The 21816-nt window shown below is 61.9% G+C and carries 20 protein-coding genes and 1 tRNA gene; 11 read left to right on the top strand and 10 right to left on the bottom strand.

Annotation, left to right across the window (positions count from 1 at the left end; genetic code table 11):
* The first annotated feature begins 2 nt into the window (after positions 1 to 2).
* The 6 genes from ispE to hisC all read left to right on the top strand — a co-directional run bounded on the left by ispE (position 3) and on the right by hisC (position 4628).
* Positions 3 to 884 carry a 4-(cytidine 5'-diphospho)-2-C-methyl-D-erythritol kinase gene (gene ispE / locus LDZ28_RS01145; protein WP_244826912.1) on the top strand — a complete coding sequence of 294 codons (882 nt, stop codon included), beginning with the start codon at positions 3 to 5 and terminating at the stop codon, positions 882 to 884.
* Between the two features lie 53 nt (positions 885 to 937).
* Positions 938 to 1014: transfer RNA gene (locus LDZ28_RS01140), tRNA-Gln, on the top strand.
* A gap of 50 nt (positions 1015 to 1064) precedes the next feature.
* Complete coding sequence (locus LDZ28_RS01135) at positions 1065 to 2018, top strand: ribose-phosphate pyrophosphokinase (RefSeq protein ID WP_244826911.1); 954 nt, start codon at positions 1065 to 1067, stop codon at positions 2016 to 2018.
* A gap of 152 nt (positions 2019 to 2170) precedes the next feature.
* On the top strand, positions 2171 to 2788 hold the full coding sequence (locus LDZ28_RS01130) for a 50S ribosomal protein L25/general stress protein Ctc (RefSeq protein WP_244826910.1): 618 nt from the start codon (positions 2171 to 2173) through the stop codon (positions 2786 to 2788).
* A 148-nt stretch (positions 2789 to 2936) separates the two neighbouring features.
* Entirely contained in the window at positions 2937 to 3539 is a 603-nt protein-coding gene (gene pth, locus LDZ28_RS01125) for an aminoacyl-tRNA hydrolase (protein ID WP_244826909.1), read from the top strand.
* Positions 3540 to 3557: 18 nt separating this feature from the next.
* Entirely contained in the window at positions 3558 to 4628 is a 1071-nt protein-coding gene (gene hisC, locus LDZ28_RS01120) for a histidinol-phosphate transaminase (protein ID WP_244826908.1), read from the top strand.
* A 17-nt stretch (positions 4629 to 4645) separates the two neighbouring features.
* Here hisC and LDZ28_RS01115 read toward each other — a convergent pair whose 3' ends face one another.
* From LDZ28_RS01115 to rsmD, 3 genes are all read right to left on the bottom strand, one after another.
* The gene (locus tag LDZ28_RS01115) at positions 4646 to 4903 is read right to left on the bottom strand and encodes a YfhL family 4Fe-4S dicluster ferredoxin (protein WP_244826907.1); all 258 of its coding nucleotides are present in this window, start codon (positions 4901 to 4903) and stop codon (positions 4646 to 4648) included.
* Between the two features lie 80 nt (positions 4904 to 4983).
* Positions 4984 to 5490 carry a pantetheine-phosphate adenylyltransferase gene (gene coaD, locus LDZ28_RS01110; protein ID WP_244826906.1) on the bottom strand — a complete coding sequence of 169 codons (507 nt, stop codon included), beginning with the start codon at positions 5488 to 5490 and terminating at the stop codon, positions 4984 to 4986.
* Between the two features lie 103 nt (positions 5491 to 5593).
* Positions 5594 to 6241: a 16S rRNA (guanine(966)-N(2))-methyltransferase RsmD gene (rsmD, locus tag LDZ28_RS01105; RefSeq protein WP_244826905.1), complete on the bottom strand. Its 648-nt coding sequence runs from the start codon at positions 6239 to 6241 to the stop codon at positions 5594 to 5596.
* Between the two features lie 244 nt (positions 6242 to 6485).
* Between rsmD and ftsY the strand changes: the two genes are divergently transcribed.
* A complete protein-coding gene (ftsY, locus tag LDZ28_RS01100) occupies positions 6486 to 7775 on the top strand; it encodes a signal recognition particle-docking protein FtsY (RefSeq protein WP_244826904.1) in 1290 nt (429 codons plus the stop codon).
* A 97-nt stretch (positions 7776 to 7872) separates the two neighbouring features.
* Entirely contained in the window at positions 7873 to 9240 is a 1368-nt protein-coding gene (locus LDZ28_RS01095) for a Fic family protein (RefSeq protein WP_244826903.1), read from the top strand.
* A gap of 31 nt (positions 9241 to 9271) precedes the next feature.
* Here the strand turns inward: LDZ28_RS01095 and LDZ28_RS01090 are convergent, their stop codons facing one another.
* Genes LDZ28_RS01090 through LDZ28_RS01080 form a run of 3 tightly spaced genes read right to left on the bottom strand, consistent with a single transcriptional unit; the run spans position 9272 to position 11253 of the window.
* A complete protein-coding gene (locus LDZ28_RS01090) occupies positions 9272 to 9904 on the bottom strand; it encodes a LysE/ArgO family amino acid transporter (RefSeq protein ID WP_244826902.1) in 633 nt (210 codons plus the stop codon).
* Positions 9901 to 10545, bottom strand: a complete 645-nt coding sequence (gene maiA / locus LDZ28_RS01085) for a maleylacetoacetate isomerase (protein WP_244826901.1) — start codon at positions 10543 to 10545, stop codon at positions 9901 to 9903. The genes LDZ28_RS01090 and maiA overlap by 4 nt, the downstream gene beginning before the upstream one ends.
* Before the next feature lie 9 nt (positions 10546 to 10554).
* A complete protein-coding gene (locus LDZ28_RS01080) occupies positions 10555 to 11253 on the bottom strand; it encodes a fumarylacetoacetate hydrolase family protein (protein ID WP_244826900.1) in 699 nt (232 codons plus the stop codon).
* 297 nt (positions 11254 to 11550) lie between these two features.
* On the opposite strand from LDZ28_RS01080, the gene ybiB reads away from it, so the two are divergent.
* Together ybiB and leuA are read left to right on the top strand one after the other, a co-directional pair.
* Positions 11551 to 12528: a DNA-binding protein YbiB gene (gene ybiB / locus LDZ28_RS01075; protein WP_244826899.1), complete on the top strand. Its 978-nt coding sequence runs from the start codon at positions 11551 to 11553 to the stop codon at positions 12526 to 12528.
* A 467-nt stretch (positions 12529 to 12995) separates the two neighbouring features.
* Positions 12996 to 14651 (top strand): 2-isopropylmalate synthase, encoded by a 1656-nt coding sequence (gene leuA, locus LDZ28_RS01070; protein ID WP_244826898.1) that lies wholly within the window; start codon positions 12996 to 12998, stop codon positions 14649 to 14651.
* Between the two features lie 23 nt (positions 14652 to 14674).
* Here the strand turns inward: leuA and LDZ28_RS01065 are convergent, their stop codons facing one another.
* Both LDZ28_RS01065 and LDZ28_RS01060 read right to left on the bottom strand, forming a co-directional pair.
* Positions 14675 to 15058 carry a nuclear transport factor 2 family protein gene (locus LDZ28_RS01065; protein WP_244826897.1) on the bottom strand — a complete coding sequence of 128 codons (384 nt, stop codon included), beginning with the start codon at positions 15056 to 15058 and terminating at the stop codon, positions 14675 to 14677.
* 45 nt (positions 15059 to 15103) lie between these two features.
* A complete protein-coding gene (locus tag LDZ28_RS01060; protein WP_284502949.1) occupies positions 15104 to 15670 on the bottom strand; it encodes an acyloxyacyl hydrolase in 567 nt (188 codons plus the stop codon).
* A gap of 353 nt (positions 15671 to 16023) precedes the next feature.
* Here LDZ28_RS01060 and rpoH point away from each other — a divergent pair, with 353 nt between their 5' ends.
* Positions 16024 to 16959: an RNA polymerase sigma factor RpoH gene (rpoH, locus tag LDZ28_RS01055; protein WP_244827955.1), complete on the top strand. Its 936-nt coding sequence runs from the start codon at positions 16024 to 16026 to the stop codon at positions 16957 to 16959.
* A 415-nt stretch (positions 16960 to 17374) separates the two neighbouring features.
* Here rpoH and nagE read toward each other — a convergent pair whose 3' ends face one another.
* Both nagE and ptsP read right to left on the bottom strand, forming a co-directional pair.
* Positions 17375 to 19159 carry an N-acetylglucosamine-specific PTS transporter subunit IIBC gene (gene nagE / locus LDZ28_RS01050; RefSeq protein ID WP_244826895.1) on the bottom strand — a complete coding sequence of 595 codons (1785 nt, stop codon included), beginning with the start codon at positions 19157 to 19159 and terminating at the stop codon, positions 17375 to 17377.
* A gap of 57 nt (positions 19160 to 19216) precedes the next feature.
* Positions 19217 to 21805 (bottom strand): phosphoenolpyruvate--protein phosphotransferase, encoded by a 2589-nt coding sequence (gene ptsP, locus LDZ28_RS01045; protein WP_244826894.1) that lies wholly within the window; start codon positions 21803 to 21805, stop codon positions 19217 to 19219.
* Positions 21806 to 21816: the final 11 nt, after the last annotated feature.

Below are 21816 nucleotides of genomic sequence, written 5' to 3'. Positions count from 1 at the left end.
AAATGTCATCGACTCACGACTCGCTTCGCAATTGCCTCGCGCCCGCGAAGCTGAACCTCTTTCTGCACATCACGGGCCGTCGTCCGGATGGCTATCACTCGCTGCAGACTGTCTTCCAGTTGCTCGACTGGGGCGACATGCTGCACTTCAAGCGACGCGATGACGGCATCGTTACGCGCAAGACGCTCGTGCCGGGCGTACCCGAAGCGGACGATCTCGTCGTGCGCGCGGCGCGCCTGCTGCAGAAGCACACCGGCAGTCGTTTTGGCGTCGAGATCGAGATCGACAAGCATCTGCCGATGGGCGCGGGGCTGGGCGGAGGAAGTTCTGACGCGGCAACGACTCTTTTAGCGTTGAATCGTCTCTGGGGTGTTGATCTTTCGCGTGAGATTCTGCAGAATCTCGCCCTGCAACTCGGCGCGGACGTGCCGTTTTTTGTCTTCGGGCAAAATGCTTTTGCAGAAGGTGTTGGCGAAGCGCTGCAGGCAGTCGTTCTGCCCAAGCGTTTTTTCCTGGTAGTTACTCCTTCAGTTCACGTCCCGACCGCGGCGATTTTTTCGGAAAAGGCCTTGACAAGGGATACGAAGGTCGCCACAATGACGGACTTTCTTGCAGCGCAAAAGTCAGACACTAACTGGCCAGACAGCTTCGGTCGAAATGACATGCAGGCTGTAGTCGCAAGAAAGTACGCGGAAGTTGCACAGGTGCTCGAGTGGTTTTCCAATCTCGCACCCGCGCGAATGACCGGATCTGGAGCAAGCGTGTTCGCCGCTTTCCCGAGCCGAGCCGAAGCAGAGATGGCGCAAGCCAAACTCCCGGCAAGCTGGAAGAGCGTGGTGACAAGCAGTCTGGAACGTCATCCTCTCTTTGCTTTCGCGTCATAGGTTTCGTTTTGCCGGGTATGTCCTACACTTCCCGGCGAGACTCAAAGTTGTGTAGGGGAGTCGCCAAGTTGGTCAAGGCACCGGATTTTGATTCCGGCATGCGAGGGTTCGAGTCCTTCCTCCCCTGCCATTCCTTTTCTCGCGTTTTTCCTCTCGCCTCCAGCCGCAGACAGGTGCACGATGAGCAGTGACGGCCTGATGGTATTTACTGGCAACGCAAATCCCGCGCTTGCACAGGAAGTCGTCAAGATCCTTGGAATTCCTCTCGGCAAAGCGATGGTCAGCCGTTTCTCCGACGGCGAAATCATGGTCGAGATTCAGGAAAACGTTCGAGGTAAAGACGTATTCGTTCTGCAGTCCACCTGTGCACCGACGAACGACACCCTGATGGAACTCATGATCATGGTCGATGCGCTCAAGCGCGCATCAGCAGGCCGGATCACCGCAGCCATCCCCTACTTCGGCTATGCGCGTCAGGACCGCCGTCCGCGTTCCGCGCGAGTGGCCATCTCGGCGAAGGTCGTCGCGAACATGCTGGAAATTGCCGGCGTCGATCGCGTGATCACCATGGACCTTCACGCCGACCAGATTCAAGGTTTCTTCGACATCCCCGTCGACAACATTTACGCCACGCCCGTTTTGCTCGGCGATCTGCGTAAGCAAAATCACGATCATCTGCTGGTTGTATCGCCGGACGTCGGCGGCGTGGTGCGCGCACGTGCACTCGCCAAGCAGTTGAATACGGATCTCGCGATCATCGACAAACGTCGTCCGAAAGCGAATGTCGCCGAAGTGATGAACGTGATCGGCGAAGTGGAAGGCCGTACCTGCGTCATCATGGACGACATGGTCGACACCGCCGGCACGCTCTGCAAGGCAGCGCAAGTGCTGAAAGATCGCGGCGCGACTCAGGTTTTCGCTTATGCCACGCATCCGGTGTTGTCGGGTGGCGCAGCGGAGCGTATCGCGGCGTCGCAACTGGACGAACTCGTGGTGACGGACACCATTCCGTTGTCGGCGGAGTCGCTCGCGTGCCCGAAGATTCGTCCGCTGTCGAGCGCGGGTTTGCTCGCGGAGACGTTCTCCCGAATCCGGCGCGGCGACTCGGTCATGTCGCTTTTCGCGGAAGGTTGAGCAAGAATTAGCAAGGAACGCGGAGCACGAGCTTCGCGTTTTTGCATGATCGGCAGGAACGAACGAAGGTTCTTGCCGTTGTTGTGGGATCAGCGCATTTTCGTTGATCCCGATTTTCACTGCCTGGTCGCGGGCAGATATAGGAGTTTCAAATGAAAGTCGTCGCTTTCGAGCGTAGCAAGCAAGGTACGGGTGCGAGCCGCCGCCTGCGCAATTCGGGCAAGACCCCGGCTATTGTGTACGGTGCGGACAAGGACGTTCAACTGGTCGAACTGGACCACAACGCCCTGTGGCACGCGCTGAAGAAGGAAGTGTTCCATTCGTCGATTTTGGAACTGGAAGTCGCTGGCGGTTCGCAACAAGTTCTGCTGCGCGACGTGCAATATCACCCGTTCAAGCAACTGGTGCTGCACGTGGATTTCCAGCGTGTCGACGCGAACAAGAAGCTGCACACCAAGGTGCCGCTGCACTTCATGAATCAAGAGACCAACCCGGCCGTGAAGCTCGCGGGCGCGGTGATCTCGCACGTCGTGACGGAACTGGAAGTGGAATGCCTGCCGGCAGACCTGCCCGAGTTCCTGGAAATCGATCTGGCGACCATCGAAGCCGGCCAGACGATGCACGCAAAGGACATCCCGCTGCCGAAGGGCGTGAGCCTGACGATCGCGATCGAAGCGGAAAACCCGGTGGTTGCATCGGCGACCATTCCGGCTGCTGTCGTGTCGGATTCGACGGACGAAGCCACGGGTGAAACGCCGGCTGCTGAGTAAAACGCATCAGCTAGCGAAGTATCGCTATCCTCTCGATCCGTTCGCAAGGACGGTCGACGTGACCCGCCGGCGCGCAAGCCTCGGCGGGTTTTTTTTCGCATCAACACCAAACGATACGAGCAGGCTTCTTAGCCTGCGATGATTCGACATGATCAAGCTGATCGTTGGCCTGGGAAATCCGGGCGCCGAATACACCGCGACGCGCCATAACGCGGGCTTCTGGCTAGTCGACCAATTGGCGCGCGACGCCGGCGCAAGTCTGCGCGACGAGCGCCGCTTTCACGGTCACTATGGGCGCGGACGTCTGAACGGGCATGAAATCCATTTGCTGGAACCGCAGACGTTCATGAACCGCTCGGGACAATCGGTGGTTGCGGTCGCGCAGTTCTTCAAGATTCTTCCCGATGAGATTCTCGTCGCACACGACGAACTCGATCTTCCGCCCGGCACCGTCAAGATGAAGCTCGGCGGCGGCAGCGGAGGCCACAACGGGCTCAAGGATATTTCCGCGCATCTGTCGTCGCAGCAATATTGGCGGCTGCGCATTGGCATCGGGCATCCGCGTGATCTGATTCCCGAAGGCGCGCGTGCGGGCGCGAAGCCGGACGTCGCCAACTTCGTGCTGAAGCCGCCGCGCCGCGAAGAGCAGGACGTGATCGATCAGTCGATCGAGCGCGCGCTCGCCGTCATGCCCTTCGTCGTCGCGGGCGAAAACGAACGCGCGATGATGAACCTGCATCGCAATCCCTGACTTCCACTGGAGCAGACCGTGAGCCGTTTCTGGAGCGATATCGTCCATCGACTGACGCCTTATGTGCCGGGCGAACAGCCCGCGCTGGCGCATCCCATCAAGCTCAACACCAACGAGAATCCGTATCCGCCGTCGCCGCGCGTGGTCGAGGCGATTACGCGCGAACTCGGCAAGGACGGCGCGTCGCTGCGCAAGTATCCCGATCCGACCGCGCGCGCGTTGCGTGAGGCGGTGGCGAAGCATCACGGTTTGCGCGTGGAGCAGGTGTTCGCGGGGAACGGTTCGGACGAAGTGCTCGCGCACGCGTTTCAGGCGCTCTTGAAACACGAAAAGCCGATTCGTTTTCCCGACATCACGTACAGCTTCTATCCGGTTTATGCCCAGTTGTACGGTGTGGAATACGAGGCGATCCCGCTGAACGCGGATTTCAGTATCGATACCGACGATTACCGCGCGCCAGGCGGCGGCGTGCTGTTGCCAAACCCGAATGCGCCGACGGGCCGCGCCCTGCCGCTCTCCGAAATCGAGGTGCTGCTGAAGGCGAATCCGGATGCCCCAGTCATCATCGACGAAGCGTACGTGGATTTCGGCGCGGAATCGGCCGTGAATCTGGTCGATGCTTATCCCAATCTGCTCGTCGTGCACACGACTTCGAAGGCGCGTTCGCTTGCGGGCATGCGCGTGGGTTTCGCATTCGGCGATGCAAGCCTGATCGAAGCGCTAACGCGTGTGAAGGACAGCTTCAACTCGTATCCGCTCGACCGGCTCGCGCAAGTAGCGGCGCTCGCTTCGTATGAAGACCGCGCGTGGTTCGAGGAGAGCTGCGGCAAAGTCGTCGCGAGTCGCGACAAGTTGACCGCGCAATTGAGCGCGCTGGGATTTGAAGTGGTGCCGTCGGCGGCGAATTTCGTCTTTGCGAAACACCCCGCGCACGACGCGCTCGCGCTCGCCGCCGCGCTTCGAACGAAGGAAATCTTCGTGCGGCATTTCAAGCTGCCGCGCATCGACCAGCATTTGCGGATAACGGTCGGCACGCCAGACGAATGCGATGCGCTCGTCGCTGCACTGGCCGAACTCGCCGGCGCGTAAGAACAGAGATAAGGCGGTTACTCGCCTTTCGTCGCCATCAACGCGCGGTATTTGTCCATCAACTGCTCCGGCGACTCGACGTGCGCCGGGTCGCGCGGAATGCATTCGACGGGGCACACCTGTTGACACTGCGGCTCATCGAAGTGGCCGACGCATTCCGTGCACTTGTTCGGATCGATCACGTAGATCTCCGTACCCATCGAAATGGCGTCGTTCGGGCACTCGGGCTCGCACACGTCGCAGTTGATGCACTCGTCGGTAATGATCAAAGACATGATGCTTCACTCTCTTGCGCCGGCGATGTTCCGGCATGGAGTCCGCGCATCGCGCGAGCGCTGATACGCGGACCCGGCGCTCAAGGCGCCGAAGGATCTTTCTGGGCGGCCACGCCGACCTTGTCAGTCAGCCGCTTCTCCACCGATGGAAACACGAACTTGCTCACATCGCCGCCAAGCTGGGCGATCTCGCGCACGATGGTGCCCGAAATGAACTGGTACTGGTCCGACGGCGTCATGAACATGGTTTCGACGTCGGGCAAAAGATAGCGATTCATGCCGGCCATCTGAAACTCGTACTCGAAATCCGATACGGCGCGCAGGCCCCTCACAATCACGCGCGCGTTGTTCTTGCGCACGAAATCTTTTAGTAGCCCGGTGAAACTGCTTACCTGGACGTTTGGATAATGCCCGAGCACGTCGTGGGCGATATCCAGCCGTTCCTGCAGCGAAAAAAACGGCTTTTTCGCGCGACTGTCGGCCACGCCGACTACCAGCGTATCGAAAATGCTCGATGCGCGCCGGACGATGTCTTCATGCCCGCGCGTCAGCGGGTCGAACGTTCCCGGGTACACGGCGACAACCATGAGCTTTCTCCTCTTTTATTTACCTTGGACCGCGTGACAGCGATGGCCCATTTTCCCCGCCCCCGTCCGAACGCGCCGGGCGCGCCAGATCGGGGAACGCGCATTATTCATCATTTTGGCGGCGCAGCAAATGATAGCGAACCATGCCCGCCTTCCCTTCGCGCGTGATTTCCCAGCCCGCCAGAGCGTCGATGCTCGCCGGTTCCAGCGGATCGCCGCATTCGACGTAGAGCGCGCCATCCGCGGCGACGAGCGGCGCGGCGATTTCAAGCGCGCGCAAGAGCAAAGCCTGATCGCCGAAAGGGGGATCGAGGAACACGACATCGAACGAGCCTGGCGCGAGACTGCGAGCCAGACGCAGCGCGTCGGCTTCGGCGATCTCGATGTTGCGCGCATCCAGCCGCGCCTGATTCGCTTTGAGTTGCGCGACCGCTCGGCCGCTACGCTCGACCATGAGCACGCGTGCCGCGCCGCGCGACGCGGCTTCGAAACCGAGCGCGCCGCTGCCGGCGAACAGGTCGAGACAGCGCTGGCCATCCAGGTCCTGGCCTAGCCAGTTGAAGAGCGTTTCGCGAACACGGTCGGGCGTGGGCCTCAGACCGTCGAGATCTAGGACGGGCAGCGGCGTGCGCTTCCAGTTCCCGCCGATGATGCGAATGGTGTGCGGCTTGCCGCTGCGCGATGACGCGCGGCTCGAAGAGGCCGAGGAACGGGCCGGAGTATGCGGACGAGTGTCGGACGAACGGGACATAAAAGAGATTGAGTGAGACTGGCGCGCGGCCCGGCCGATGGGCGTTTTGACTGTTCCCGGCGACTGGCGCGGGCCGTGAGCGCCCACGTTACCACAGCGCGGCGTCGTGCCGGGAGGCGCACAGGCGCGTCGGGCCGCGCCTGATAAAATACGCGGCTTACACATCTCAGCGCGAGCCGCGCACACGCGAGCGCATCGGCGCGTAGACGCGAACCGGCAAGCACGCGCGCTCTCCTCACATACCATGTTCAGCTTCTTCAAACGATTCAAAAAGCCGGCTGACGAGCCGCTCGACACGCCGGAAGAGGACAACCTCGAAGCGGACGACGATGGATCCTCGGTTGCATTAGAGGACGAGGCGTCGGGCGAGCATGTTCATGGTGAAGACGCGGCGGCCTCGAACACGCAAGCTATTCGCGGCGACGCGGCGGCGTCTGCCGAACATGTTCATGGCGGCAACGCGAAGCCGCATCAGGCTGAAGCTGCAAACACTTCATCACATCGAGCACCGGCGCCTTCGGCCGCCGAACCTACGCAATACTGGCAAGGCCGCACTGAATCTCAATGGCTGCGCGCGCCCGAGACCGATCAGGCGAGCGAGGAAATCATGCCGCCGCCCGAGCCCGATCCGGCCGCGCGCAAGTCCTGGCTCGCGCGTCTGCGCAATGGGTTATCGAAGACGAGCACGAGCCTCACGGGAATCTTCGTCGGCGCGAAGATCGACGAAGATCTCTACGAGGAGCTCGAAGCCGCGCTTATGATGTCCGACGCGGGCGTCGATGCCACCGAATATCTGCTTGAATCCTTGCGCGAAAAAGTGCGCGCCGAGCGTTTGACGGACGCCACGCAAGTGAAGGCCGCACTGCGCGTGCTCTTGATCGACTTGCTGCGTCCGCTCGAAAAGTCGCTGATGCTCGGCCGCGCCCAACCGCTCGTGATGATGATCGCGGGTGTGAACGGCGTCGGCAAGACGACGAGCATCGGCAAGCTGGCGAAGCATCTGCAGCATTTCAATCAGTCGGTGCTGCTCGCCGCCGGGGACACGTTCCGCGCCGCCGCGCGCGAACAGCTCACGGTCTGGGGCGAGCGCAACAACGTGATGGTGATCGCGCAGGAAAGCGGCGACGCGGCCGCCGTCATCTTCGACGCCGTGGGCGCTGCCCGCGCGCGCAAGATCGACGTGATGATGGCCGACACCGCCGGCCGCCTGCCGACGCAGTTGCATTTGATGGAAGAACTGCGCAAGGTGCGCCGAGTGATCGCCAAGGCGATGCCCGACGCGCCCCACGAAGTGCTGCTCGTGATCGATGCCAACACGGGACAGAACGCCCTCGCGCAAGTGAAGGCTTTCGACGATGCGCTCGGCTTGACGGGTCTTATCGTGACCAAGCTGGACGGCACGGCGAAAGGTGGCATTCTCGCGGCTATCGCGCGTCAGCGGCCGATTCCGGTGTATTTCATCGGCGTTGGAGAAAAGGTCGAGGATTTGCAGCCGTTCAGCGCGGAGGAGTTCGCGGACGCGTTGTTGGGGTGAGGTGTGGCGCAGATGAGATTCGATGAGATCGGCGTTAATCTTATCAATCTTATCAAGCCGATGATAAGATTAAGCTATTCTTATCATCGGCGCCGTTATGATCGACCAATCGCTTCTTCTAGCCATCGTCCAGTGCGTAGCGCAACGCATCGAGGCGGGTGATCCCGGTGTTTCTGCTGGCGTCATCGAGGCAAGCATCGGGCCGTGGTCCAGACCGACAGTCAACCGCGCTCTGGCCCGGCTGGTCGCGAAAGGCTCACTGGAGCGACAAGGCGCGGGAAGGTCGACCATCTATCGAACGACCAATTCTTCGTCGTTGGTCGAGGTGCAAGAGGAGCTCCGCGGGCCTGCCGGTACACGCTATCGTGCGTTGGATGACGAAGCGCGGAATCTGATTGCCGCGCTGTCGGCTCCGCTGGGAATGCGACAACCTGTCTCCTATCAACGCTCATTTGTCGATGCTTATCGGCCGAATTTCGGCGGTCTACTGCCCGCCGCTCTAGCCGAAGATCTGTATTCAAAAGGCAAGTCGCAGGATCAACAGCCTGCCGGAACATATGCGCGAAAAGTTTTGGAACAACTGCTCATCGACTTGTCATGGTCGTCATCGCGACTCGAAGGCAATCAGAAGACCCTGCTAGATACGCGAGAACTGTTCGAAAGGGGACGAACGGAAACCGATGACCGCGACGCGACCATGCTTTTGAATCACAAGGAAGCGATCGAATTCATGGTCGATGCGGTTCCCACCGAAGGCATGACGGTGCCTGTCGTTCGAAATTTGCAGAGTCTGCTCATGCGCGATCTTCTGCCGGATGCAGCCGATCTCGGTGCTATCCGAAGCAAGATCGTTAGCATTCATGGGTCGGTGTACATGCCGAGTCAGGTGCCGAAGCTGCTCGAAGAGATGCTTTCGCAAATCATCGATAAAGCGACTCGAATCCATAATCCTGTGGAAGCAGCGTTTTTCGTTTGGGTGAATCTCGTGTATCTGCAGCCTTTCGTCGAAGGGAACAAGCGCACTAGTCGCCTGAGCGCAAATATGCCGCTCATGTTGTCGAATTGCGCACCCTTGTCCTTCCTCGACGTCGAGCAAAGCGATTACGCGCTGGCGATGATAGGCGTCTACGAGCGACTCGACGTCACTTTGGCAATCGATTTGTTCGAGTGGACCTACCGCCGCTCGATCGATAAATATCAGGTCATCGTCGAGTCCATGAGCGGCCCAGACCCGTTGAGAGCCCGCTATCGTGAGCAGCTTGGTGAAGCGATTCGACAGATCGTGTTTTTCGGTTCTACCTTGAATCAGGCAGTCGAAGGCGCAGGCTTATCCGAAACCGATATGGCCGCTTTCAACGGAATGCTCAGGACAGAACTCGAGCACCTCGAAGCGTTCAACTGTGCAAGATATCGTCTCCCGATGATCAAGACACAGGAATGGATAGACAAAGGACGCCGCTTCTAGCGTCGGCTTGCTTCATGGCGCGCTGGACTCTTCACCGCGCCACCACCAACGTCCCCGCAATCCACCACATCACGCAGCCGACGATCACATCCAGCACGCGCCACGACACGTCTTTCTCGAACCACGGTTTTAGCAACCGCGCGCCGTACCCCAGCGCCGTGAACCAGACGACCGACGAACACATCGCGCCCGCCGCGAACCACGCGTTTCCCGGCCACGCATAGCGCGCCCCGATTCCGCCCAGCAGCACCACGGTATCCAAATAAACATGCGGATTGAGCAGCGACAACGCAAAAACCGTTGCCGCCGCGCCAGCCGCCGTCTGCGAATCGCGCTCCGAGGCATTCAAATGTCCCGGCCCGCGCCACGCCGCGAGAAACGCCCGCACGCCGTAGAGAAAGACGAAAGCCGCGCCCGCCCAGCGAATCACGTCGAGTAGAACCGGTGCGCGCTGGATCAGCGCGCCCATTCCGCCAATGCCAAGCCCGATCAACATGACGTCGATAGCCGCGCAGATCGCCACGACAATTCCCACGTGCTGGCGTTTCAGCCCCTGCCGCAACACGAACGCGTTCTGCGCGCCGATCGCGACGATCAGACTCGCGCCCAAACCCGCGCCCGACAGATAACTCGACAGCGCACCCGCCGGAATCACTGCCGTCATTCGGCGTCCGGTTGCTGGCCAGGCGCGGCGCGCGCAAAGGCGTCGATCTGGCCGGCGTGATCGGCAATGCGCGTGATCGTCGGATACGCATTCAGATCGATACCGAAGCGTCGCGCATTGAACACCTGCGGCACGATGCACAAATCGGCGACGGTCGGGGTATCGCCGAAAGTGAGCGCGCCGACGCGCTCGTCGCGCGCCAGCCGCTTCTCAAGCGACTCGAACCCCGCCTCCACCCAGTGCCGGTACCAGGCGTCCTTCACGTCATCAGGCGTCTTCACTTCGTGCTTGAGGTATTTGAGCACGCGCAGATTGTCGAGCGGATGAATCTCGCACGCGACCTGCAGCGCGACCGAACGCACGAACGCGCGATCCACCGGGCGCTCGGGCAACAGCGGCGGCTGCGGATGCGTCTCCTCCAGATACTCGATGATCGAGAGCGACTGCGTGAGCACGTCAGCGCCATCGACGAGCGTCGGCACGATGCCGTCCGGATTGAGCGCGCGGTATTCGGGCTTCAGTTGCTGACCGCCTTCGCGCAGCAGATGAACGCCCTCGTACTCGTAGCCGAGCCCCTTCAGATTCAACGCGATACGCACCCGATACGCCGCCGAGCTGCGAAAGTAGCTATAGAGCTTCACGGGCGAGCCTCAAACCACGCGCACGGAGAAATCGCCGATACCTTCCACGCCACCCTTGAGCAGATCGCCCTTCACCACCGCGCCGACGCCTTCGGGCGTGCCGGTGAAAATGAGATCGCCAGGGAAGAGTTCGAAAAGCGTGGAAAGGTAAGCCACCGTCTCGCCGACCGACCAGATCAGCTGCGAGATGTCGGAGCGCTGCTTTTCCTCGCCGTTGACGGTCAGCCAGATCGCGCTTTTTTCCAGATGCCCGACTTTCGATACCGGATGAATCGGACCGATGGGCGCGGAGCGGTCGAAACCCTTCGCGGTATCCCACGGGCGCCCCATTTTCTTTGCTTCGGCTTGCAAGTCGCGACGCGTCATGTCGAGGCCGAGCGCGTAACCGTAGACGTAATCGAGCGCCTCGTCGGCGGGAATGTCCTTGCCCTGCTTGCCGATAGCGGCGACGAGTTCCATCTCGAAGTGCAGGTTTTTCGTCTGCGACGGATACGGAAACTCGCCCGTGGCTCCCGGCGCGACATACAGCACGGCATCGGCGGGCTTGCTGAAGAAGAACGGCGGTTCGCGGTCTGGGTCGTGGCCCATTTCACGCGCGTGCGCTTCGTAATTGCGGCCGACGCAGTAAATGCGGCGCACCGGGAATTGCACGCTCGAACCGTCGACTGGCACCGCCGCTGCGGGCGCCGGAGGAAACACGTAACTCATTCCGCTCTCCTTTTGCTGTTTTCTGGGTTGCCGCCTCGTTCGGTGGGAACGCGCGGCGAGAGAGCGAGTGTAACGCGCGAGGCCGAATCGTGGCGGCGCTTGTCCGGCGGGCTTTCGCGGGCATTCGCGTGCTTTCGCCGAGCCGACAGCGGGCTTACCGGCGCGAACGGATTCGGCGTTGGCAACTTGCCAGCATCGCTTAAATGCGATACTGAAGGTCTATCCCGCTCCTTCGAACTCGCGTGCCGCATCGCTCACGAACTTGAACATCGAGCCTGCGGCCCGCGCAAGCCGCCAATGACAGAGACAGAAACCCCCGCCAACCATTTTGCCTGCGCACGCTACATCAAGGAAATCGGCCGCGGGCCGAACGGCGCGCGCGCATTGTCCCGCGACGACACCTACGCGCTCTACGAAGCCATGCTCGACGGCCGCGTGTCCGATATCGAACTCGGCGCCGTGCTGCTCGCTTATCGCGTGAAGGGCGAGACATCAGCCGAACTCGCCGCGATGCTTGCCGCCGCGCATCGCTCGTTCGAGCCGCTGCACGTGCAGGAAGGCCGCGAGCATGCGCGGCCCGTGTCGATTCCAAGTTACAACGGCGCGCGCAAGCAGCCCAATCTCACGCCGCTCCTGTCGCTTTTGCTCGCGCGCGAAGGCGTGCCGGTGCTGGTGCATGGTGTCGTCGACGATCCCGGCCGCGTGACGAGCGCCGCGATTTTCGGCGAACTCGGCATTCCGCACGCGGCTTCCCGCGACGAAATCGAGGATAGTCTCGCGTCCCGCCGGCTCGCGTTCGCGCCGATCGCCTCGCTCGCGCCGAAGCTCGCGCGGCTTTTGAAACTGCGCCGCGTGATGGGCGTGCGCAATTCGACGCACACGCTCGTGAAGATTCTTCAGCCGTTCGCCGATCCGGGCTTGCGGCTCGTGAACTACACGCATCCGGAATATCGCGAAAGCCTGACCGGGCTTTTCACCGAGCATCCGGACGCCGCTGCCGGCGGTGCGCTGCTCGCGCGCGGCACGGAAGGCGAAGCGGTGGCAGACACGCGCCGGCAAGTCCAGGTCGACTGGTTCCACGACGGCCACGCGGAAACGCTGATTTCGCCCGAACATTCGCAACCGGATGCGCCGCCCATCGATTTGCCCGAATCGCTCGATGCCGCGATTACCGCGCGCTGGATCGAAAGCGTGATGCGCGGCGACGTGCCCGTGCCGCCCGCCATCGCGCGTCAGGTGGAAGTCATCGCCGGGATCGTGCGAAAGCCGGTCTGAGTGCGCCGGATTCGGCTTGTGCCGATTGCAAAAAGATTCAGCACGTATTTGACACGATCTTAAGCAGTGGTTTAGAGTGCAAATATGCGTCTCACCCAGTCTTCCTCCCTCCGAATTATTTCGGGCCGCCTAGCGCGGCCCCTATCGCTACGTCTAGCGTAAATCGCCAGGCGTAGCGCCTCGCGTCGTCAAGACGCGCGGTCCTGCCAGTAGTTCTCGTAGTTCCTTCCTTACCACTTGTAGTCGTCAGCTTTTCGGCTCGCTCATCCCGCGAACTGAAAACGCGAGGGTCAAATGCACGCTGCTTCGCGCACGTTCACGTTGGTCGCAGGCGTCACCATCGCCGGGACGCAACGTGTACGCTCGCCAGGCGCTGTCTCACGTGCATCGCGCCATTGCCGGCCAGCCGCCGGTCAAGGCATCTCTTGCAGACGCTACGCAAACTGTCCGAAGAGAGATCGACGATCATGATGCCGAACCCCGCCGAGAAATACCGCCCGTTTCCGCAAGTCCGCCTGAATGGCCGCCGCTGGCCGAACCGCACGATCGAAAAAGCGCCCATCTGGATGAGCACCGATCTGCGCGACGGCAACCAGTCGCTCATCGAGCCGATGAGCATCGCCGCGAAGCTCGAATTCTTCGAGATGCTGGTGGCAACGGGCTTTAAGGAAATCGAGGTGGGGTTTCCGTCGGCATCGCAGACGGATTTCGATTTCGTGCGCAAGTTGATCGACGAAAAGCGCATCCCGGACGACGTGACGATCGAAGTGCTGGTGCAATCGCGCCGCGAATTGATCGAGCGCACGTTCGAGGCAGCGGAGGGCGCGAGCAAGGTGATCGTGCACTTGTACAACGCGATCGCGCCGTCGTTCCGGCGCATCGTGTTCAATCAGTCGCAGGAAGAAGTGAAGGCGCTGGCGGTGGAAGGCACGCGCATCATCAAGGAATGCGCCGATGCACGGCCGCAGACGCGCTGGACCTACCAGTACTCGCCCGAGACCTTCAGCATGACGGAGTTGCCGTTCGCGCGTGAAGTCTGCGACGCCGTCGCGCAAATGTGGCGTCCGACGCCCGATCACAAGATGATCGTCAATTTGCCGGCCACCGTGGAAGCCGCGACGCCGAACGTATTCGCCGATCAGGTCGAATGGATGGACCGCAATCTCGGTTATCGCGACAGCATCGTGCTTTCGGTGCATCCGCATAACGATCGCGGGACGGCGGTCGCGGCCGCGGAGCTCGCGGTGCTCGCGGGCGCGGAACGCGTCGAAGGTTGTCTTTTCGGCAACGGCGAGCGCACGGGCAACGTCGATCTCGTCACGCTTGCGCTCAATCTCTACACGCAGGGCGTCGATCCGGGCCTCGATTTCTCCGATATCGACTCGGTGCGTCGCGTCGTCGAGCGCTGCAATCAGTTGCCGGTGCATCCGCGTCATCCGTATGCGGGCGATCTTGTTTTCACGGCGTTTTCGGGCTCGCATCAGGACGCCATCCGCAAGGGTTTTGCGCAGCGTCAGCCGGGCACGGTCTGGGAAGTGCCGTATTTGCCGATCGATCCCGCCGATCTCGGTCGCAGCTACGACGCCGTGATCCGCGTGAACAGCCAGTCCGGCAAGGGTGGCGCGACTTATCTGCTCGAACGCGGGCTCGGCTTCACGCCGCCGCGCCGCGTGCAGATCGAGTTCAGCCACGCCGTGCAAAGACTCGCGGACACCTCAGGCGAGGAAGTCACCGGTGACGCAATCTGCACACTCTTCAAGCAGGAATATTTCGACGCGGGCGGCGTGGTCGCGCGCGTCGATGCGGCGACGCTCTCCGTGTTCGGGCGCAACGTCGCGGTGCCGCCGGCGTCAGGCGCGACGAGCGGCGATGTCTACGCGCAAGCCGTGGCGGCGTGTTTCGATGTATCGGCAAACGTGAGCTGGTTCGAAACGGCGGTAACGGCGAGCGGCGATACGGCCGTCTTCGTAGGCTGCCGCGTCGGCGACGAGCCGTTGCGCTTCGGCGTCGCGGTGCACGCGAATCCGGCGTTGGCTGTCGTGGATGCGGTCGTCAGTGCGGTGAATCGGTCGAAACCCTTGGGCCGTCAGGCAGAGCGGCAAGACGAAGCGGTCGAGGCTTGAGGCCTCGACGTCGCGCGCGGCGGCTACTCCAGCGCCACGCGCGTCGCCTGCAAGGCTAGCAGCAGCCATTGTCCGTCGGTCTGAACGTGAACCGCGGTGTAGGCAATGGGAAACAGCAGCGCGCCGTTTTTCGATTCCATCTCGATCAGCACCCGTCCCGAGACGAGGCACGTGTCCTTGCCGGCGACGATCACGTCCTGCGACTGGATCTCGATCTGCCGATAGCGGCGTCGACCAGCGGTGATCGCGTCGATGAACTGGCGCTTCGTCTCGCGCTTGCCGTTCGTGTGAACGTAGCTGACGTTCTCGGCTAGAAGCGCATCCAGAGCCGGGCCGTCGCTGTCGACCATCGCCCGGAAGCGATCGCGCTCGAGGCCTCGAATGGCCTCCATGGATTTTGCCGGCATCTGTCGGTTCCCCTTGTGTCGAGAAACCGATGCGCCGGCGCCCCGTCAGAAGTTGTATTGCAGATATAGCTGGCTGAAATTTATACCAGGATTCGGCTCTTTGATACTGGCGTTCGACAGATGCTGAAACCGGAAGCCCGCCTGATAGTTCTGCTTCTCGCCGAAGATCGCACCGACGCCGACCATATCCGCGAACTGGAACGCGGACGACACCGTGAAATCCGTCGTGATTCGCGTATGCGACAGAAGCCGCACGCCGACGCCCGCTTCAATGAACGGCCGGATATATCCCGAACTCTTCACGAAGCGCAGAACCGGCGTCACACCGAATTCCCAGATGTTCGGGTGCACGGCGTTGCTTTCCTGCGAGTGCCAGTAGGCGACGTGACCTTCGCCGAGCAAGGTGAAGTGAAAGCCGCCGATTTCCCACCAGGTCAGATTCGGGTCCCATACGAAGCCGAGATCCGCCTTTTTGATGTCGCGATCGGCCACGCCGCCCGCGATTTGCAAACCAAAGCGGTCGGCATGCGCTGCCGCCGACGTGACTCCTAGCAACAGGGCAATTGCGCCATGGGACAACAGATGACGCCAAGGGCCTTTATTTTTCTGCATGGACACCCCATCTGTGGGATTGACGAGTCGAGCCGCCAAGCGGGCTTCGCGCATTGTAGATTCATCGTCTCATAATTGCACGAATGATTGCCATTAGCCTATTTGCTTGAATATCCTGTCATCCTTACGCCAAAGTAAGGTAACTAATTCTATCGCACGTGACGAATCGGTAATAATGGTACGATTCGAATACAGTGCTCGGCTATGAATCCACAAAGTTGATAGCTTTGTGGGAACTCTCACATTCGTTTCCCCTCTAACACTTAGCACTCGTTGAAGCGGAGTGCTAATATCATGTCTGACTTGCCGCGCCTTTGCGGCAACAGGCATTTGTTGATAAGGAGCTTATGAGCGTGTCCAATGCGATGACCCTTCCGAATGTTCTTAGCTCGGCACCTGCCAAGGCAACTTCGGCAGGCGCGCTGACGTACGCACAATCGTCCATGTTGACCGGCCAGATCGGCAACATCGATTCATACATACAAGCGGTGAACCGCATTCCAATGCTTTCGCAAGCAGAGGAGCGTCAGTACGCCACCGAGTTTCGCGAACAGGGCAACCTAAACGCGGCGCGGCAACTGGTGCTTTCGCACCTGCGCCTCGTCGTGTCCATCGCCCGGAATTACCTGGGTTATGGTCTGCCGCACGCGGACCTGATCCAAGAAGGCAATATCGGTCTGATGAAGGCCGTCAAGCGCTTCGATCCGGAACAAAACGTACGCCTCGTGTCGTACGCCATGCACTGGATCAAGGCGGAGATTCACGAATACATCCTGCGCAACTGGCGCATGGTGAAGGTCGCGACGACCAAGGCGCAACGCAAGCTGTTCTTCAACCTGCGCAGCCACAAAACCGGCACTTCGGCGTTCACGCCGGAGGAAATCGAAGGTCTGGCAAGCCAGTTGAACGTGAAGCGCGAGGAAGTGGCCGAGATGGAAACGCGTCTGTCGGGCGGAGATATCGCGCTCGAAGGCCAGGTCGAAGATGGCGAGGAAGCCTATGCGCCGATCGCCTATCTGGCTGACTCGCATAGCGAGCCGACGAATGTCATCGCCGCGCGTCAGTTCGACAAGTTGCAAAGCGACGGTCTGGCTTCCGCGCTGGAATCGCTGGATGCGCGTAGCCGCCGTATCGTCGAAGCGCGCTGGCTCGAAGTGCAGGACGACGGCTCGGGCGGCATGACGCTTCACGAACTGGCGGACGAATTCGGCGTATCGGCTGAGCGTATCCGTCAGATCGAAGCGAGCGCGATGAAGAAGATGCGTTCCGCGCTGGCCGAGTACGCGTGATATCGCGGCAGCTCGATGACCGTAGTTCGGTGCTGAAGTAAGTTCGAAGCCCGCTGTTCCGAAAGGACAGCGGGTTTTTGTTTTCGTCTATCGATGGCGGCGCGGAGCAATGTAGTGCTTGGCGTTTTTTTCTGTCCACGACGCTTGTTGGCATCGGCGCAAAGGGCTGTGCGGCAGGACTTGAAATACAAGTGAATCGGCTTGGGCGTTGGCTTCTTGGCTTCTTGGCTTCTTGGCTTCTTGGCTTCTTGGCTTCGTGCTTCGTGCTTCGTGCTTCGTGGTTCGTGGTTCTTGGCTCTCGGTGACTCAGCCGCTCAATCTCCCGAACAAAGAACCCCGCCTGTCACGCAAAACTCGCCAGGCATAAAAAACGGCGCCCGAAAGCGCCGTTCATCAAACCAGACCGAATCTCGCATCAAGCCGGCAACGGCGATGCCCCGCCGCCACTTCCCGGCACGCGCGTCGCGAGTTGTGCCGCGTAACGCTGCGCGGCCGCGCCCACGACGATGTGGAACGTATCCGCCGAAACCCACGCGACATCCAGCGTCGACAGGCGCTGACGATCCACCGCCGAAGGATCGCGCACGACCACGCGCAGTCGCGTTTGCGCAACGGCATCGAGCGTGACGACATTGGTCGCGCCGCCGAACACCGCCAGCCAGCGCAGCGGATCGGGATCGAGCGGGCCGGCAGTCTGATCGAAGGCGCCAACGTTCGCGGAAGCCACCGAAGCAGCGGCCGGAGCGGACGAAGCCGGCGTCGCTCCGCGCGTCGACGAATGTTCGAGTTCACCGCGAATTTCATCGGCGATGATGTCCGCTTCCGGTCCGATGATCACCTGCACGTTCGTCGCGCCGCGCTTGAGCACGCCACGCGCGCCGATGCTCTTCAACTGCGATTCCGACACCTTCTCCGTATCCGCCACCGACAGACGCAGACGCGTCGTGCAGGCATCGACCAGCGTCAGGTTCGACGCGCCGCCCAGCGCCGCAATGTACTTCGCGGCGCGCGTGTTCGCTGCACCCGGCAGCGGCGTGCCGTAGCCGCCTGCAACCGGCGTGGCGGACGTTTCGGCATCGGTCGTGGCCGGCTCGCGGCCCGGCGTTGCCATGTTGAACTTGCGGATGAAGAAGCGGAACAGGCCGTAATAGATCACGCCGTAGACGAGCCCGAGCGGAATCGCCATCCAGCCGCGTTGCGACAGTCCGTAGTTCAGCACGTAGTCGATTGCACCCGCCGAGAACGTGAAGCCAAGATGAATGCCGAGCGCCGAGCAGATAGCGAGCGACACGCCGGTAAGTACCGCATGGATCGCGTAAAGCACCGGAGCCAGAAACATGAAGCTGTATTCGATCGGCTCGGTCACGCCCGTCAGGAACGCGGTGAGCGCCATCGAGAACAGCAGGCCGCCGACGACCGCGCGGCGCTCCTTCGGCGCTTCGTGGAACATCGCCAGACACGCGGCCGGAAGGCCGAACATCATGATCGGGAAGAAGCCCGTCATGAAGCCGCCCGCGGTTTTATCGCCGGCAAAGAAGCGGTGCAGATCGCCATGAACGACCGCGCCACCATCCGGCGGCGTAAACGAGCCGAACACGAACCACGCGAGCGAGTTGATGATGTGATGCAGACCCGTCACCAGCAGAATGCGGTTCAGCACGCCGAAGACGAAAGTGCCGAGCGCGCCCGCCGTGGTGAGCCACGTTCCGGCCAGGTCGATAGCCGCCTGCACCGGCTGCCAGATGTAGCCGAATATGATGCCGAGCGCGAGACACGCGACCCCCGTGACGATAGGCACGAAACGCTTGCCGCCGAAGAACGCCAGATATTCCGGCAGCTTGATGTCCTTGTAGCGGTTGTACAGATAGCCCGCGACCACGCCCGCGACGATCCCCGACAACACGCCCATGTTGAGCTTGTCGTTGATGTCCTTCATCACGGCGATCTCGATGAGATAGCCGATGGCACCGGCAAGACCCGCCGTGCCGTTGTTGTCCTTCGCGAAACCGACCGCCACGCCGATGGCGAACAGAAGCGGCAGGTTCGTGAAGATGGCGTCGCCCGCGTCGGCGATCATCTTGATGTTGAAGACATCGGGCTGGCCTAGACGCAATAGCAGGCCGGCTACCGGTAGTACGGCAATCGGCAGCATCAGGGCTCGGCCCAGGCGCTGCATCTTTGCAAACGGGTTAGCGTCCATCGGGGTTCTCCAAAAGATATAGGTCTTGTCTTTGCTGCTTGGGGATTACTGCGTTCGTCAGTCTTGCGGCCAGATTTCAAGGCTGGCCGCTCTTACTGCCTGCGCGGATTCGAGCGCGAGCACGTCTTCCGCGCGCTGCCGGCAAAGCTGGTAATCGAGATTACGCACGCGCGCCTTGATGCCCGGCACCGCCACCGGATCGACCGACAATTCCGTCACGCCGAGGCCGATCAGCAACGGCACCGCGAGCGGATCGCCGCCGAGCGCACCGCACACGCCGACCCACTTGCCGTGCTTTTGCGCGCCTTGCACGGCCGTCTTGATGAGCCGCAGCACGGCCGGATGCAGGCCGTCGGACTGTGCGGCGAGATCGGGCTGGCAACGGTCCATCGCGAGCGTGTACTGCGTGAGGTCGTTGGTGCCGATGGACAGAAAATCCGCGTATTTCGCGAGCTGATCGGCAAGCAGCGCCGCTGACGGCACTTCGATCATCACGCCCACTTCGATCGGTTCCGTGCGGCCCGCTTCGCGCGCCAGTTCGTCGATCCGTACCCGCAGGCGTTGCAGTTCGCCGGAGTCGGTGACCATCGGCAGAAGAATGCGCACAGCGCCGAGCGGCTTCACGGCGAGCAGACCACGCAGTTGATCGTCGAGCAGATCGGGCCGCACTTGTGCGAGGCGAATGCCGCGCAGACCGAGCGCCGGATTTTCCTCGGGCGGCAGCGTCAGATAATCGACTTCCTTATCCGCGCCGACATCCAGCGTGCGAATGATCGCGGTGCGGCCCTGCAGCGCATCCACGATTCCCTGATAGCTCGACGCATGTTCGCCGGGCGTCGGCGCCGACTGACGATGAATGAACAGCAATTCGGTACGCAGGAGGCCGACCGCGTCCGCGCCATTTTCGACAGCGGCTTGCGCGTCTTCGAGCGTGGCGATGTTCGCGGCGATTTCGACGGCGTGGCCGTCGCGGGTCGTCGCGGCCTGTCCCGACATCTTGCGATTCGCCTCGCGCACGTTCAAAAGACGATCGCGTTCGTTGCGCGCGCGTTCGACATCGAGTTCGGTCGGCGCATGTTCGATACGTCCCGCCGACGCGTCCACGACCACTTGCGTGCCTTCGGGAATCGCGTGCAGTGCATCGCCGATGGCGACGAGCGCCGGAATGCCCACCTGTCGCGCGATGATCGCCGCATGCGACGTGGCGCCGCCGCGCGACATCACGAGCGCGGTCACGCGCGTGCGGTCGAGCGAAGACAAATCGGAAGGCGTGAATTCGACAGCCGCGAGCACGGCTTCAGCGGGCAATTCGCGCGCGGCGGTGTTCGTGTGGCCGAGCGCGCGCAGCACGCGTTTCTCGATATCGCGCAGATCGGCAGCGCGTTCGGCGAGCAGTTCGTCCTTCACGTTGTTCAAGAGCGCGATTTGCGCGCGGATCGCCTCGCGCCACGCGAAGCCCGCGCTCTTGCCGAGGCTGATGAGATCGCGCGCGGCATCGACGAGCGTCGGGTCTTCCAACAACACGCGATGCACCGCGAAGATTCCCGCCTCGCCGACCGCGCCGCGTTGCGATGCGGTGCGTACGGTTTCGTCGAGTTCGGCATCGACTTGCGAGATGGCGCGGTCGAGTGCACGGCTTTCCGCCGCCGACGATTGCGTGGCCGCTTCAGGCGGCACGATTTCCTTGTCGTCCCAGCGCACCAGTTTGCCGACCGCGATGCCCGGCGCCGCGCACACGCCCGCAAGCGTGTTCGGCGCGAGCGGTTGCGCGACCGCGCTCGCAGCGACAACCGGCGCGGGCGATTTCGCGCGTGCCGGTGACTCTTCGACTTCGCCCTGACCCGCGCGCAGCAACTCCGCCGCGACGGCTTCGACGGCTTCCTTCGCCTGCGCGCCGATACCCAGCAGCTCGACGGTCGCGCCTTCGCCCGCGCCGAGACCCAGCAACCCGACGACGCTTTCCACCGGCGCCTTGCGGCCTTGATAACGGATCTCGACCTTTGCATCGAAACCGCGTGCGGCTTCGCGCGCGCGCGCCGCCGGACGCGCATGCAAACCGCCCGCGTGACCGAGCGTCAACGTGCGGCGCGCTTCTTCCGTCACGTTCGCGCTCGAACGCGCGCTTTCGGCCCTGGCGCCGTCTTTCGCGCGCAGCACGAGCATGCGTGCGCCAGCCTTCAACATGCCGCGACCGGCACGCTCGATGACTTCGAAGGCATCGCCATTGGCGACGGCAATAACGGAGACGAGACTCGGCGCGTGCTGCGCGACGAAATCCGCATTGAACTCGATGAGCGGCTGACCCGCGCGCACGGTTGCGCCCTGCTCGATCATCGGCGCGAAGCCCTGGCCGCCCAATTCGACCGTATCGATGCCGATATGCACGAGAATTTCCGCCCCGTGCGGCGTGCGCAACGTGACCGCGTGATGCGTGCGCGCCAGATGCGTCACCGTCCCGTCGCAAGGCGCGACGAGCACGCCATCGAGCGGATCGATGCCGATGCCGTCGCCGAACATGCCTTCCGCGAACACAGGGTCCGGCACGTCGGCGAGCGGGACGACGGGGCCGGTGAACGGCGCGAGCAACACGACGTCGTTCGGGTTATCGATGGGATGATTCAACAGTGACTCCTCGGCGCGACGCATCGGCTTACTCG

Source organism: Caballeronia sp. TF1N1 (genome assembly GCF_022878925.1).
Taxonomy (GTDB): Bacteria; Pseudomonadota; Gammaproteobacteria; order Burkholderiales; family Burkholderiaceae; genus Caballeronia.
The sequence above is the reverse complement of the archived record's forward strand: the minus strand, read 5'-3'. Positions and strand labels throughout refer to the sequence as shown.

Bases quoted from the DNA above. Each gene is read 5' to 3' on its own strand.
- coaD (WP_244826906.1), bottom strand. From the start codon at position 5,490: ATGGTTGTCGCCGTGTACCCGGGAACGTTCGACCCGCTGACGCGCGGG.
- pth (WP_244826909.1), top strand. From the start codon at position 2,937: ATGATCAAGCTGATCGTTGGCCTGGGAAATCCGGGCGCCGAATACACC.
- LDZ28_RS01060 (WP_284502949.1), bottom strand. From the start codon at position 15,670: ATGCAGAAAAATAAAGGCCCTTGGCGTCATCTGTTGTCCCATGGCGCA.
- ybiB (WP_244826899.1), top strand. From the start codon at position 11,551: ATGACAGAGACAGAAACCCCCGCCAACCATTTTGCCTGCGCACGCTAC.
- nagE (WP_244826895.1), bottom strand. From the start codon at position 19,159: ATGGACGCTAACCCGTTTGCAAAGATGCAGCGCCTGGGCCGAGCCCTG.
- ptsP (WP_244826894.1), bottom strand. From the start codon at position 21,805: ATGCGTCGCGCCGAGGAGTCACTGTTGAATCATCCCATCGATAACCCG.
- LDZ28_RS01080 (WP_244826900.1), bottom strand. From the start codon at position 11,253: ATGAGTTACGTGTTTCCTCCGGCGCCCGCAGCGGCGGTGCCAGTCGAC.
- LDZ28_RS01115 (WP_244826907.1), bottom strand. From the start codon at position 4,903: ATGTCTTTGATCATTACCGACGAGTGCATCAACTGCGACGTGTGCGAG.
- LDZ28_RS01065 (WP_244826897.1), bottom strand. From the start codon at position 15,058: ATGCCGGCAAAATCCATGGAGGCCATTCGAGGCCTCGAGCGCGATCGC.
- LDZ28_RS01130 (WP_244826910.1), top strand. From the start codon at position 2,171: ATGAAAGTCGTCGCTTTCGAGCGTAGCAAGCAAGGTACGGGTGCGAGC.
- ftsY (WP_244826904.1), top strand. From the start codon at position 6,486: ATGTTCAGCTTCTTCAAACGATTCAAAAAGCCGGCTGACGAGCCGCTC.
- ispE (WP_244826912.1), top strand. From the start codon at position 3: ATGTCATCGACTCACGACTCGCTTCGCAATTGCCTCGCGCCCGCGAAG.
- leuA (WP_244826898.1), top strand. From the start codon at position 12,996: ATGATGCCGAACCCCGCCGAGAAATACCGCCCGTTTCCGCAAGTCCGC.
- LDZ28_RS01090 (WP_244826902.1), bottom strand. From the start codon at position 9,904: ATGACGGCAGTGATTCCGGCGGGTGCGCTGTCGAGTTATCTGTCGGGC.
- LDZ28_RS01135 (WP_244826911.1), top strand. From the start codon at position 1,065: ATGAGCAGTGACGGCCTGATGGTATTTACTGGCAACGCAAATCCCGCG.
- LDZ28_RS01095 (WP_244826903.1), top strand. From the start codon at position 7,873: ATGATCGACCAATCGCTTCTTCTAGCCATCGTCCAGTGCGTAGCGCAA.
- rsmD (WP_244826905.1), bottom strand. From the start codon at position 6,241: ATGTCCCGTTCGTCCGACACTCGTCCGCATACTCCGGCCCGTTCCTCG.